Genomic DNA, 15,441 nt, shown 5'->3' on the forward strand with positions numbered 1-15,441 from the left:
CCCGAAGGAGCTTTTTTTATAGGTAACGGTTTAATATTTACCGACGAAGTTGATAAACCAACCGTCATAATCGTAGTCTAGATTCGCTAAATTATCGCTAAAGTCAGTAAAATTATAACCTAAACCAACTTTAAAATTATCGCTTAAATGATAATCAGCTCCAATTAACCAACCTTTACGCTTATCATCATTTTCTTTTGATTTAAGCAAACGGTATTCAGCTAACGCATCCCACTCTTTAATTAAATGATAGCGAGCTTGGATGGCATAGAGATCAACGGTACTTTTAAACCAGCTGCCACTACCGCGAGCTTCACGAACCTGACCGCGACGATGCGCAACTTTACCCGCCAGTTCCCACTCAGGGTTCAAGCGATAGATACCTTCGAAGGAGTAGATATCAGATTTTTGATCGGAACCGCTAGTTACTTGAGCCAAAGTTCTTAAGTCATACAAGTAGGTATATTTACCAAGCAGCGCCCAACGGTTGTTATTGATTGGACGATAAGCAAAACCTAGGTTTGCTTCGGTAAATTTAGCATCTTGAGTAGGATCGGTTTGATCTTCAGTATCCGAGTGATTAACACGAGCCGCTAAACGCCAATCTTCATTCAGTTTATAAGAAATGCGGTTAGTGGTTAACCATTGTTCGCGGTTTTCTGCACCCGAATCCTCACGGTATTCCAACTTAGAAGTCCAATCAACATCAGACGAACGGTAGTTGCCGCTAATACTCATGGCTTGTCTATCAACAGTACCACCATCTTTATTTTCTAATTCACCGTCCTGTAAATTAATACCAAGCGTCCAACCTTGTGCTGGAATAAAGTCCAAGCCAAAGGTGTGTGCTATACCCGTTTCAAGAGGCGATTTTAACTGCTGACTTTCGTTATAAATCGTCACCTGATTCGAAACTCGCCATCTTTGACCTAACGTAATGCCATCATTAATACTTGGGCCAAAAACACTGTTAGTGGTATCGGTGGAATAGGTATATCGGCCATATATACTGTAATCCGGATTAACATAGTAATCGCCAGTTAAAGTGGCAGCATCACCTCGATGTCCAGTGCTATACTCGGCACCCAGCGAAGAACGATCGCCAAACAAATATTTAGTGCCTAAGGTCACTAGGTCATTGTTATCATAGCTACCGCCATCGTTATCCAAAGTAAATTGGCCTGTACCATAGAGGTCCCAAGTCTCGCCAATACGATGATTGTATTGCACAGCGCCAAGGGTTGCAGAGGTTTCAACGCCCGAAAGGGTTTCTTCCAATTGGCGCACCTCGGCAGTAACGCGAGCTTTAGGGGTCACTTGATAGGCAAGATTAACTTGCGCTTGTTCAAGCTTATCCGCGCCTGCTTCGTACTCACTAATGCGAGCTGCAATCGAAACATCATCATTAACTTCACCGCTGAACTCAGCGCCGGTTTCGGTAGTTTCTTCGTTTAGCGTACGACGGGCTACCGAATAACCTTCATCGGTTTCACGGTGCCATGCGCCAGCCGTCCACTGCTCTTCAGTCCAGCCAAGCTCTTTAAAGTTGGCTCGAGCCTCAATCGAATAAGCGTCGCCTTCTTTACCAGAAGTGTCATTCAAAGGATCCGCCGCTATTTCGTTGAAACTGAAACCACCGTTATCAGAGAAGTAACTAGCGGCTTGGTTTGATTCAGACTTAGCACTTTCTAGCTTTAAATAAGTACCGCGGCCTGCCTGTAAGGTTAAATCGAGTGCCTGCAACTCATAGTCGTCACCAGCGCGATTTTCATCAACAAAGGTACCGCCAATTGCTACATGATCACCGATCCAAACTTTTGCACGACCACCTAAAGTGGTTTCGTCAGAATCGAATCCTGTTGGTAAATATTCATAATCCACCAAAAGAATATTATCAAAACCATCTAAAGGCTCGTCACGAATGATGGTGCCTATATTTTGACGAGAAATTTGATTTAAAGGACGATTTAGAATAATGCGGCCTTGCAACTCGTCAATTTCATAATCAGAGCCACGCTGTAAGGTAACGCTAGTTTCTACACGTCCAGTGGTACTGTCACGAACCTCGAGCACTACCCGCTCAGAGCCAGGTAAAACATCGGTATTACGCAAGTAATACAAGCTACCGCCGGTACCAAGAAATTCGTTATGGCCCAATGCGGTTTGCGCTTCAGAGCCAAAAGCTTTTAATTGAGTTTTAGCCTCACCTAGCTCGGTGGTTTCAATGGAGCGCCAATTGATCGCAGCACCGTAAAGCGCACGGGAATATTGCGCAAATTCATTGCCAGTAATTCCAGTATTGAAATTACCCCAAAGCGCCTGACTCTTATCCCAGTCGACTCGCACGTAGAATTTACCTTGAGTGTCAACATCACGATAAACGCTAGAGTCATCGCCATATACCGGATAATAACGATCGGGATCAAGGCGACGGAATACATCTTGCGGATCTTTGTCGAGGAAGCCATCGAATAAATCTTCGAGTTCTCGTTCGCGCGTATCGGCTTGTGCTGTGATTAAGTACTTACCCTTAACCTTACCTTTTAAATAAAACGCTAAGCGGCCGTTAAGTAAAAAGTCATCATCAAAAGTATCACCATCATCCACCGCTTCGATACTGTCAGAAACGCTATTTTTTGAAGCCGTCAAATCTGCCAACGCGACCATAAACATGTATTTACCAGTCACATCAATAGTCAGTTGTTTCGAAAGGTATTTCTCGCCACGTCCGATATCTACGGTAAATTGATGCTGTCCGACTGGAAGTAAGTATTCGGCAACAAACTTTTGCTCCAAGTCCACTGGAATATTATCGCCGTTAACACTTACCGTTTGCCCGCGCGGAATATCCTGACCAAAAATCCGAACTCTCGAACCATAGACAGGAATGTTTTGCTGACGTAAGTTATTTGAGCCATAAGTTACCGATTCAACAATATCGTTTGCAATTTGTTGATCATCTTCTTGCTCTGAAGGATCTCTTGTAGCTGTCTCAGCAAGACGGGAAACATTGTTTTTCTTTTCTTGCTCAGAAACTAGCAAGAAGTTTTTAACTTGCGTCTCGTCCATTCGGCCATCTTTATCGTAAGCACGAATGACGTACAACAACTCGTCACCTAACACCAACTCTTGATCCAGTGTTAAACTTCCGTCCCACTCGAAACGACCGTTGTTAATCACAGGCACGTCCATAGTTCGCAATGGTGTTACTAAGTCTGTATCTTTACCTTCAAAAATTACAACTTCCAAGCGCTCGATAAAGGCGGCATAGTTGTTGTAATAACTAAAGTTGACTGTTTCAGCAATTTTGCCATCAGCAAAGGCAACCCTACTAGGGCCATTCAAACTTAACGAGGGACGCGTCAGCGCCGGATCTTCAGTTGCCCATAAAAGACCACCGTTTTCCAGCTGCACCATCATATTGCTGGTGACATCTACTCGTTTTTTATCCGGAGTGAAACCCTTCTCATCATAAGTGTAAACTTCTTTATAAGCCACATCGACACGTCGATTCTCTTGATGCGACTTTTCATCGTTGCCGAGCGCTTTAGGATTTTCCTCGCCATCACTTTTCACTCGGAACAATAGCCCATTTTGAGTGCGGCACTGTTCATCAGAGCATTCAAATTTTGTTTGCTCTTTAGCCATAGGCCCGCTGTTCTTTTCTTCCGCAGCGAACGCAGTCGGAACTAGGGCATACAAAATTGTTGCTAAACTAAAAGACAGAGCGGTGTTTTTTTGCTTTAAATATCTCATACCGCACCTCCGTCTACACTTTTATACTCGTTATTGGATAGTTCCACTTTCACTTCATTCACTTGCGATTTATCGATATATTTCATTAATTCTTGATAGACCTTTTGCGCACGTTTCAGTCCTAATTGATAGTTATAGTCTTTATCCGCACGCACATCCGTATTACCACTCAAGACGATAGCGCCGCCGCCAAATTGATTGAGGTTATTAGCGATAGCTTTAATCACCGTCAAAAACTCAGGCTTAATCTCGGTTTTATTCAAACTAAAGAACACGGAACCTAGGCTAATTTTGTCGCCAATAGTCAACACCTCTCTACCCGCAATATCAGAAGCTGGAGAAGCAATAAGCACCACTTCCAACTGCTCCTTCATTTCGGGTTTAAGCTGTTTTAACAGCGCATCACGCACCTTGGCCGCACGGTCAAAGGCAATGGCTAAGCCGCCGCCATGACCGTCAAAGATCAGTTTAGCGCTGTCATATTGATTAATTTTTTCAGCCATTTGAGTAAGCAAAGGCTTAAATTCATCTTTAATCACAGCACTATTGTCTTCAAAGAATAGGCTACCCAGTTCTATCTCTACCGACTTACTACCAGCATCTTTTAGTTTTGGCTCTGGAATTTGAATACCAAAGTCAAAGCGAGTAGATAAACCTTGAGTGATCCGTTTAACCCTCGGATTCTCGGTGGTAAAGGTTGAACCGCGTGGAATAGTCGCTGGGTCTACTTTCATGATGAAGTTTTGGCCTCGACTGAAGCTATCTACCTCAATCGCATTGAGATGGAAGCGACCATAAGCATCGGTTTCAATAATCAAACCTTCAACTGTCGCCAATCTCACTCCAGGGATACCACGCTCAGTAATACCTTCATTACTGATTATGAAGTTCACCTGATATTGACCATTCACTAAGACCACTTGACGCTCAACAGTAATGTTTTGCGCTGATAAGCCGTCCTCGACCTGCCCTTGATGCGAGTAAGTTACCTTACCCATAGCATCCATACGTACTTCACTGCCTTCCACGGTGGTTAACACGAAGTCGTTGGTAAACTTAGGCTCAGTCATCATTTGGCTGATCACCATCCGATAGTTAGCTACCGGATCCATGTAGGAGTTGCGACCACTTAGAGTACCTAACTCAATACCATGATTGATCGGTGCGCTCGCATCCGCCTCTGGCTGCGGCCCATTACCTCGATCTACCGTGGTTGAATTAGCCACATAAGTCGACTCATCAATACCACCTTTAACCACAATGTTGCTCGCGGTCGCATCGTCTTGCCAGCCGTCACCATCCCTATCATTAAAGACTTTACCTAGGATAGTCGCTTGCTCGAAATCAGGATCCGACTCGATCATCACCGTTGCGCTTGCGGTATTACTGATCTCTTGACCGTTAAACATAGCCACAACTTTGTTAACCTGTTGGCCATTGGTCACGGTCGCACCAATCCGCATCATGTATTCAATACTGATGGTTTGCCCCGCTTCAATGTCCACACCACTAAACTCTAGCGGACGATAAGGAGTAATCGCGTCGTTAGCATCATTTGAATCATTGATAACACCACTTCCATCAACATAACTGAAGCCTAGTGGCGGCGTATCTGCGATTTGAATATTGGTTGCATTGGTGTTGCCAATATTCTCTACGGTGATGCTGTATCTAACGAAGTCGCCAATAGAAGCCTGAGAAATGCTAGCCGTTTTGGTCAAGACTAAGTCAAACTCAGCGTTATCCGAATCCAAGTAGTCAGGAATACCATCCTCATCAGCATCTTCAGTAATAGAATCCTCAACGCCTGTATCTAAGCCATCGCCGTCATCATCAACATCGCGGTAATCTTCAATACCATCAGTGTCAGCATCCGGCGTAGCCGCTCCAGTACCACCAGAGTCAGTATCGAAGGCATCATCAATACCATCAGCGTCAGCATCAGAACCTACAGGAGTAACATCTGGATTACCGTCCATATCCACGTCGTGACCTTCGGTCGCGTCAGGAACACTGTCGTTATCACTATCGACATCTTGGAAATCTGGTGCGCCATCACCATCGGTATCAGTGGCTGGAGGCACAGTGCCAGAATCAGCGCCACCTTGCTCTACCACATCTGGAATACCGTTGTCGCCAACCTCGCCATCGATGCGGCCATCGCCATCGGTATCAAGATCGCCATTATCAGACTCAACCACATCTAAAATACCGTCGCCATCGCTATCCAAATCCTCTGAATCTGGAATACCGTCACCATCGGTATCGGTAGCGCCATCACCCTCTTGCGAATCTGGAATACCGTCATTGTCATCATCCAGATCTTCAGTGTTAGGAATACCATCGCCATCGGTATCTACACCCACCACTATTACAATGGTTGCAGTATCACAATTGCTAGGATTTCCCTCTTCACAAATCTCGTAAGTCACGGTGTAAGTATCCGCCGGAGTATCAGCAGGCACAATCACATTACCGTCAGCATCGATAGTAACGCCGCTACCGTCATCATCAGTGACGGTAATAGTCACATCGGCAGGATCAATTGTTGAACCGCCTAACGAATCATTATCAAGAACGTTACCAGCAGTTCCACCCGTCACATTACTGATAGGCGTTGCGCTAAAGTCATCGTTCTCAGCCTCAATCGCTAAGTTATCCACGACCACCACAACCGTTGCGGTATCGCAGAGACCTTCAGGACTACAAATCTCGTAGGTCACGGTGTAAGTGCCTGGCGTCGCACCCGCCGGTACGCTTAAGTTACCGCTGGCATCAACCGCCACACCGGTCAAGCCGCCATCGTTGGTCACGCTCACGCTGTCCACGTTGCTGCTGTCCGCTGCCGCGCCATTGACCGTATCGTTATCAAACACGTTACCCGCCGTGCCGCCTGCGGCTGGACCCACTGGCGTTGCCGAGAAGTCATCGTCGTTGGCTTCTATCGAACCCACAACCACCGTCGCCGTCGCCGTGTCGCACACCCCGTCCACATTACAAATCTCGTAAGTCACGGTGTAAGTGCCTGGCGTCGCACCCGCCGGTACGCTTAAGTTACCGCTGGCATCAATCGCCACACCGGTCAAGCCGCCATCGTTGGTCACGCTCACGCTGTCCACGTTGCTGCTGTCCGCTGCCGCGCCATTGACCGTATCGTTATCAAACACGTTACCCGCCGTGCCGCCTGCAGCTGGATCCACTGGCGTTGCCGAGAAGTCATCGTCGTTGGCTTCAACAACATCAACAGTAATCGTAACCACAGCAGTATCGCAATTTGTCGAATCGGTGGCATCACAAATCTGATAAGTCAGAGTATAGGTACCGGCAGCAGTCCCTGGTGCCACATCAACCGTTCCATCAGGATTTAAGGTCAAGGAACCTGTTGGATCGGCTACCAGCTCACTCAAAACAATATCAGCAGGATCGATCGTTGAGCCATTAAAAGAGTCATTGGATAGCACATTTAACACGCCTACCTCGCCTGTAGTGCCATCAACACCTGTCTCAGAATCATCAACAGCATCCAGTAAATTCGCCACCGTGACCGATTCACTGTTATCGTCCGGCGTGGCATTGGAGTCGGTTTGGTCGGCAGTGACCGTGCTGACCGTGTTGGTGATGGTGTCACCGGAGGTGCCCGCATCCACCGTGACCGTGATGGCCAAGCTGACCGCGCTGCCGCTGTCGATAGTGCCAATGGTCCACAGACCCGTGGCGTCGTCGTAGCTGCCTTGGCTCGGCACGTCCGAGACGTAGCTCACGCCCGCCGGTAAGACATCGGTCAAGCTCACGCTGGTCGCTTGCGCCGGGCCGTTGTTGGCCAAGCCCACCGTCCAGACGATGGTGTCGCCTTCGTTCGGGGTCGCGTTGTCCACCGCCTTGGTCACGGCCAAGTCGGTGCTGTTGCCCACCGTGACCGATTCACTGTTATCGTCCGGCGTGGCATTGGAGTCGGTTTGGTCGGCAGTGACCGTGCTGACCGTGTTGGTGATGGTGTCACCGGAGGTGCCCGCATCCACCGTGACCGTGATGGCCAAGCTGACCGCGCTGCCGCTGTCGATAGTGCCAATGGTCCACAGACCCGTGGCGTCGTCGTAGCTGCCTTGGCTCGGCACGTCCGAGACGTAGCTCACGCCCGCCGGTAAGACATCGGTCAAGCTCACGCTGGTCGCTTGCGCCGGGCCGTTGTTGGCCAAGCCCACCGTCCAGACGATGGTGTCGCCTTCGTTCGGGGTCGCGTTGTCCACCGCCTTGGTCACGGCCAAGTCGGTGCTGTTGCCCACCGTGACCGATTCACTGTTATCGTCCGGCGTGGCATTGGAGTCGGTTTGGTCGGCAGTGACCGTGCTGACCGTGTTGGTGATGGTGTCACCGGAGGTGCCCGCATCCACCGTGACCGTGATGGCCAAGCTGACCGCGCTGCCGCTGTCGATAGTGCCAATGGTCCACAGACCCGTGGCGTCGTCGTAGCTGCCTTGGCTCGGCACGTCCGAGACGTAGCTCACGCCCGCCGGTAAGACATCGGTCAAGCTCACGCTGGTCGCTTGCGCCGGGCCGTTGTTGGCCAAGCCCACCGTCCAGACGATGGTGTCGCCTTCGTTCGGGGTCGCGTTGTCCACCGCCTTGGTCACGGCCAAGTCGGTGCTGTTGCCCACCGTGACCGATTCACTGTTATCGTCCGGCGTGGCATTGGAGTCGGTTTGGTCGGCAGTGACCGTGCTGACCGTGTTGGTGATGGTGTCACCGGAGGTGCCCGCATCCACCGTGACCGTGATGGCCAAGCTGACCGCGCTGCCGCTGTCGATAGTGCCAATGGTCCACAGACCCGTGGCGTCGTCGTAGCTGCCTTGGCTCGGCACGTCCGAGACGTAGCTCACGCCCGCCGGCAAGACATCGGTCAAGCTCACGCTGGTCGCTTGCGCCGGGCCGTTGTTGGCCAAGCCCACCGTCCAGACGATGGTGTCGCCTTCGTTCGGGGTCGCGTTGTCCACCGCCTTGGTCACGGCCAAGTCGGTGCTGTTGCCCACCGTGACCGATTCACTGTTATCGTCCGGCGTGGCATTGGAGTCGGTTTGGTCGGCAGTGACCGTGCTGACCGTGTTGGTGATGGTGTCACCGGAGGTGCCCGCATCCACCGTGACCGTGATGGCCAAGCTGACCGCGCTGCCGCTGTCGATAGTGCCAATGGTCCACAGACCCGTGGCGTCGTCGTAGCTGCCTTGGCTCGGCACGTCCGAGACGTAGCTCACGCCCGCCGGTAAGACATCGGTCAAGCTCACGCTGGTCGCTTGCGCCGGGCCGTTGTTGGCCAAGCCCACCGTCCAGACGATGGTGTCGCCTTCGTTCGGGGTCGCGTTGTCCACCGCCTTGGTCACGGCCAAGTCGGTGCTGTTGCCCACCGTGACCGATTCACTGTTATCGTCCGGCGTGGCATTGGAGTCGGTTTGGTCGGCAGTGACCGTGCTGACCGTGTTGGTGATGGTGTCACCGGAGGTGCCCGCATCCACCGTGACCGTGATGGCCAAGCTGACCGCGCTGCCGCTGTCGATAGTGCCAATGGTCCACAGACCCGTGGCGTCGTCGTAGCTGCCTTGGCTCGGCACGTCCGAGACGTAGCTCACGCCCGCCGGTAAGACATCGGTCAAGCTCACGCTGGTCGCTTGCGCCGGGCCGTTGTTGGCCAAGCCCACCGTCCAGACGATGGTGTCGCCTTCGTTCGGGGTCGCGTTGTCCACCGCCTTGGTCACGGCCAAGTCGGTGCTGTTGCCCACCGTGACCGATTCACTGTTATCGTCCGGCGTGGCATTGGAGTCGGTTTGGTCGGCAGTGACCGTGCTGACCGTGTTGGTGATGGTGTCACCGGAGGTGCCCGCATCCACCGTGACCGTGATGGCCAAGCTGACCGCGCTGCCGCTGTCGATAGTGCCAATGGTCCACAGACCCGTGGCGTCGTCGTAGCTGCCTTGGCTCGGCACGTCCGAGACGTAGCTCACGCCCGCCGGTAAGACATCGGTCAAGCTCACGCTGGTCGCTTGCGCCGGGCCGTTGTTGGCCAAGCCCACCGTCCAGACGATGGTGTCGCCTTCGTTCGGGGTCGCGTTGTCCACCGCCTTGGTCACGGCCAAGTCGGTGCTGTTGCCCACCGTGACCGATTCACTGTTATCGTCCGGCGTGGCATTGGAGTCGGTTTGGTCGGCAGTGACCGCGCCGACCGTGTTGGTGATGGTGTCACCGGAGGTGCCCGCATCCACCGTGACCGTGATGGCCAAGCTGACCGCGCTGCCGCTGTCGATAGTGCCAATGGTCCACAGACCCGTGGCGTCGTCGTAGCTGCCTTGGCTCGGCACGTCCGAGACGTAGCTCACGCCCGCCGGTAAGACATCGGTCAAGCTCACGCTGGTCGCTTGCGCCGGGCCGTTGTTGGCCAAGCCCACCGTCCAGACGATGGTGTCGCCTTCGTTCGGGGTCGCGTTGTCCACCGCCTTGGTCACGGCCAAGTCGGTGCTGTTGCCCACCGTGACCGATTCACTGTTATCGTCCGGCGTGGCATTGGAGTCGGTTTGGTCGGCAGTGACCGTGCTGACCGTGTTGGTGATGGTGTCACCGGAGGTGCCCGCATCCACCGTGACCGTGATGGCCAAGCTGACCGCGCTGCCGCTGTCGATAGTGCCAATGGTCCACAGACCCGTGGCGTCGTCGTAGCTGCCTTGGCTCGGCACGTCCGAGACGTAGCTCACGCCCGCCGGTAAGACATCGGTCAAGCTCACGCTGGTCGCTTGCGCCGGGCCGTTGTTGGCCAAGCCCACCGTCCAGACGATGGTGTCGCCTTCGTTCGGGGTCGCGTTGTCCACCGCCTTGGTCACGGCCAAGTCGGTGCTGTTGCCCACCGTGACCGATTCACTGTTATCGTCCGGCGTGGCATTGGAGTCGGTTTGGTCGGCAGTGACCGTGCTGACCGTGTTGGTGATGGTGTCACCGGAGGTGCCCGCATCCACCGTGACCGTGATGGCCAAGCTGACCGCGCTGCCGCTGTCGATAGTGCCAATGGTCCACAGACCCGTGGCGTCGTCATAGCTGCCTTGGCTCGGCACGTCCGAGACGTAGCTCACGCCCGCCGGTAAGACATCGGTCAAGCTCACGCTGGTCGCTTGCGCCGGGCCGTTGTTGGCCAAGCCCACCGTCCAGACGATGGTGTCGCCTTCGTTCGGGGTCGCGTTGTCCACCGCCTTGGTCACGGCCAAGTCGGTGCTGTTGCCCACCGTGACCGATTCACTGTTATCGTCCGGCGTGGCATTGGAGTCGGTTTGGTCGGCAGTGACCGTGCTGACCGTGTTGGTGATGGTGTCACCGGAGGTGCCCGCATCCACCGTGACCGTGATGGCCAAGCTGACCGCGCTGCCGCTGTCGATAGTGCCAATGGTCCACAGACCCGTGGCGTCGTCGTAGCTGCCTTGGCTCGGCACGTCCGAGACGTAGCTCACGCCCGCCGGTAAGACATCGGTCAAGCTCACGCTGGTCGCTTGCGCCGGGCCGTTGTTGGCCAAGCCCACCGTCCAGACGATGGTGTCGCCTTCGTTCGGGGTCGCGTTGTCCACCGCCTTGGTCACGGCCAAGTCGGTGCTGTTGCCCACCGTGACCGATTCACTGTTATCGTCCGGCGTGGCATTGGAGTCGGTTTGGTCGGCAGTGACCGTGCTGACCGTGTTGGTGATGGTGTCACCGGAGGTGCCCGCATCCACCGTGACCGTGATGGCCAAGCTGACCGCGCTGCCGCTGTCGATAGTGCCAATGGTCCACAGACCCGTGGCGTCGTCATAGCTGCCTTGGCTCGGCACGTCCGAGACGTAGCTCACGCCCGCCGGTAAGACATCGGTCAAGCTCACGCTGGTCGCTTGCGCCGGGCCGTTGTTGGCCAAGCCCACCGTCCAGACGATGGTGTCGCCTTCGTTCGGGGTCGCGTTGTCCACCGCCTTGGTCACGGCCAAGTCGGTGCTGTTGCCCACCGTGACCGATTCACTGTTATCGTCCGGCGTGGCATTGGAGTCGGTTTGGTCGGCAGTGACCGTGCTGACCGTGTTGGTGATGGTGTCACCGGAGGTGCCCGCATCCACCGTGACCGTGATGGCCAAGCTGACCGCGCTGCCGCTGTCGATAGTGCCAATGGTCCACAGACCCGTGGCGTCGTCGTAGCTGCCTTGGCTCGGCACGTCCGAGACGTAGCTCACGCCCGCCGGCAAGACATCGGTCAAGCTCACGCTGGTCGCTTGCGCCGGGCCGTTGTTGGCCAAGCCCACCGTCCAGACGATGGTGTCGCCTTCGTTCGGGGTCGCGTTGTCCACCGCCTTGGTCACGGCCAAGTCGGTGCTGTTGCCCACCGTGACCGATTCACTGTTATCGTCCGGCGTGGCATTGGAGTCGGTTTGGTCGGCAGTGACCGTGCTGACCGTGTTGGTGATGGTGTCACCGGAGGTGCCCGCATCCACCGTGACCGTGATGGCCAAGCTGACCGCGCTGCCGCTGTCGATAGTGCCAATGGTCCACAGACCCGTGGCGTCGTCATGGCTGCCTTGGCTCGGACGTCCGAGACATGGCTCACGCCCGCCGGTAAGACATCGGTCAAGCTCACGCTGGTCGCTTGCGCCGGGCCGTTGTTGGCCAAGCCCACCGTCCAGACGATGGTGTCGCCTTCGTTCGGGGTCGCGTTGTCCACCGCCTTGGTCACGGCCAAGTCGGTGCTGTTGCCCACCGTGACCGATTCACTGTTATCGTCCGGCGTGGCATTGGAGTCGGTTTGGTCGGCAGTGACCGTGCTGACCGTGTTGGTGATGGTGTCACCGGAGGTGCCCGCATCCACCGTGACCGTGATGGCCAAGCTGACCGCGCTGCCGCTGTCGATAGTGCCAATGGTCCACAGACCCGTGGCGTCGTCATGGCTGCCTTGGCTCGGCACGTCCGAGACATAGCTCACGCCCGCCGGTAAGACATCGGTCAAGCTCACGCTGGTCGCTTGCGCCGGGCCGTTGTTGGCCAAGCCCACCGTCCAGACGATGGTGTCGCCTTCGTTCGGGGTCGCGTTGTCCACCGCCTTGGTCACGGCCAAGTCGGTGCTGTTGCCCACCGTGACCGATTCACTGTTATCGTCCGGCGTGGCATTGGAGTCGGTTTGGTCGGCAGTGACCGTGCTGACCGTGTTGGTGATGGTGTCACCGGAGGTGCCCGCATCCACCGTGACCGTGATGGCCAAGCTGACCGCGCTGCCGCTGTCGATAGTGCCAATGGTCCACAGACCCGTGGCGTCGTCATGGCTGCCTTGGCTCGGCACGTCCGAGACATGGCTCACGCCCGCCGGTAAGACATCGGTCAAGCTCACGCTGGTCGCTTGCGCCGGGCCGTTGTTGGCCAAGCCCACCGTCCAGACGATGGTGTCGCCTTCGTTCGGGGTCGCGTTGTCCACCGCCTTGGTCACGGCCAAGTCGGTGCTGTTGCCCACCGTGACCGATTCACTGTTATCGTCCGGCGTGGCATTGGAGTCGGTTTGGTCGGCAGTGACCGTGCTGACCGTGTTGGTGATGGTGTCACCGGAGGTGCCCGCATCCACCGTGACCGTGATGGCCAAGCTGACCGCGCTGCCGCTGTCGATAGTGCCAATGGTCCACAGACCCGTGGCGTCGTCATGGCTGCCTTGGCTCGGCACGTCCGAGACATGGCTCACGCCCGCCGGTAAGACATCGGTCAAGCTCACGCTGGTCGCTTGCGCCGGGCCGTTGTTGGCCAAGCCCACCGTCCAGACGATGGTGTCGCCTTCGTTCGGGGTCGCGTTGTCCACCGCCTTGGTCACGGCCAAGTCGGTGCTGTTGCCCACCGTGACCGATTCACTGTTATCGTCCGGCGTGGCATTGGAGTCGGTTTGGTCGGCAGTGACCGTGCTGACCGTGTTGGTGATGGTGTCACCGGAGGTGCCCGCATCCACCGTGACCGTGATGGCCAAGCTGACCGCGCTGCCGCTGTCGATAGTGCCAATGGTCCACAGACCCGTGGCGTCGTCATGGCTGCCTTGGCTCGGCACGTCCGAGACATGGCTCACGCCCGCCGGTAAGACATCGGTCAAGCTCACGCTGGTCGCTTGCGCCGGGCCGTTGTTGGCCAAGCCCACCGTCCAGACGATGGTGTCGCCTTCGTTCGGGGTCGCGTTGTCCACCGCCTTGGTCACGGCCAAGTCGGTGCTGTTGCCCACCGTGACCGATTCACTGTTATCGTCCGGCGTGGCATTGGAGTCGGTTTGGTCGGCAGTGACCGTGCTGACCGTGTTGGTGATGGTGTCACCGGAGGTGCCCGCATCCACCGTGACCGTGATGGCCAAGCTGACCGCGCTGCCGCTGTCGATAGTGCCAATGGTCCACAGACCCGTGGCGTCGTCATGGCTGCCTTGGCTCGGCACGTCCGAGACATAGCTCACGCCCGCCGGTAAGACATCGGTCAAGCTCACGCTGGTCGCTTGCGCCGGGCCGTTGTTGGCCAAGCCCACCGTCCAGACGATGGTGTCGCCTTCGTTCGGGGTCGCGTTGTCCACCGCCTTGGTCACGGCCAAGTCGGTGCTGTTGCCCACCGTGACCGATTCACTGTTATCGTCCGGCGTGGCATTGGAGTCGGTTTGGTCGGCAGTGACCGTGCTGACCGTGTTGGTGATGGTGTCACCGGAGGTGCCCGCATCCACCGTGACCGTGATGGCCAAGCTGACCGCGCTGCCGCTGTCGATAGTGCCAATGGTCCACAGACCCGTGGCGTCGTCATGGCTGCCTTGGCTCGGCACGTCCGAGACATGGCTCACGCCCGCCGGTAAGACATCGGTCAAGCTCACGCTGGTCGCTTGCGCCGGGCCGTTGTTGGCCAAGCCCACCGTCCAGACGATGGTGTCGCCTTCGTTCGGGGTCGCGTTGTCCACCGCCTTGGTCACGGCCAAGTCGGTGCTGTTGCCCACCGTGACCGATTCACTGTTATCGTCCGGCGTGGCATTGGAGTCGGTTTGGTCGGCAGTGACCGTGCTGACCGTGTTGGTGATGGTGTCACCGGAGGTGCCCCGCATCCACCGTGACCGTGATGGCCAAGCTGACCGCGCTGCCGCTGTCGATAGTGCCAATGGTCCACAGACCCGTGGCGTCGTCATGGCTGCCTTGGCTCGGCACGTCCGAGACATAGCTCACGCCCGCCGGTAAGACATCGGTCAAGCTCACGCTGGTCGCTTGCGCCGGGCCGTTGTTGGCCAAGCCCACCGTCCAGACGATGGTGTCGCCTTCGTTCGGGGTCGCGTTGTCCACCGCCTTGGTCACGGCCAAGTCGGTGCTGTTGCCCACCGTGACCGATTCACTGTTATCGTCCGGCGTGGCATTGGAGTCGGTTTGGTCGGCAGTGACCGTGCTGACCGTGTTGGTGATGGTGTCACCGGAGGTGCCCGCATCCACCGTGACCGTGATGGCCAAGCTGACCGCGCTGCCGCTGTCGATAGTGCCAATGGTCCACAGACCCGTGGCGTCGTCATGGCTGCCTTGGCTCGGCACGTCCGAGACATAGCTCACGCCCGCCGGTAAGACATCGGTCAAGCTCACGCTGGTCGCTTGCGCCGGGCCGTTGTTGGCCAAGCCCACCGTCCAGACGATGGTGTCGCCCTCGTCCGGCGTGGCGTTGTCC

3 protein-coding genes and 1 pseudogene are annotated in these 15,441 nt (G+C 55.8%); all 4 read right to left on the reverse strand.

All coding sequences use genetic code 11. From position 1 onward, the window contains the following. Positions 1-30: 30 nt before the first annotated feature. Complete coding sequence (locus tag NFS34_RS11540) at positions 31-3,756, reverse strand: hypothetical protein (RefSeq protein WP_251360251.1); 3,726 nt, start codon at positions 3,754-3,756, stop codon at positions 31-33. Beyond that, positions 3,753-12,428, reverse strand: a complete 8,676-nt coding sequence (locus NFS34_RS11545) for a hypothetical protein (protein ID WP_309296432.1) — start codon at positions 12,426-12,428, stop codon at positions 3,753-3,755. The genes NFS34_RS11540 and NFS34_RS11545 overlap by 4 nt, the downstream gene beginning before the upstream one ends. Then, positions 12,332-14,920 (reverse strand): annotated as a pseudogene (locus NFS34_RS11550) (beta strand repeat-containing protein); the annotation flags it as partial. The pseudogene NFS34_RS11550 and the gene NFS34_RS11545, both read right to left, overlap by 97 nt. Further along, positions 14,820-15,441: DUF11 domain-containing protein (locus NFS34_RS11555; RefSeq protein ID WP_251360254.1), on the reverse strand; the 622-nt coding region annotated here is incomplete at its 5' end. The gene NFS34_RS11555 and the pseudogene NFS34_RS11550, both read right to left, overlap by 101 nt.

The organism is Kangiella sp. TOML190 (assembly GCF_023706045.1).
Taxonomy (GTDB): domain Bacteria; phylum Pseudomonadota; class Gammaproteobacteria; order Enterobacterales; family Kangiellaceae; genus Kangiella.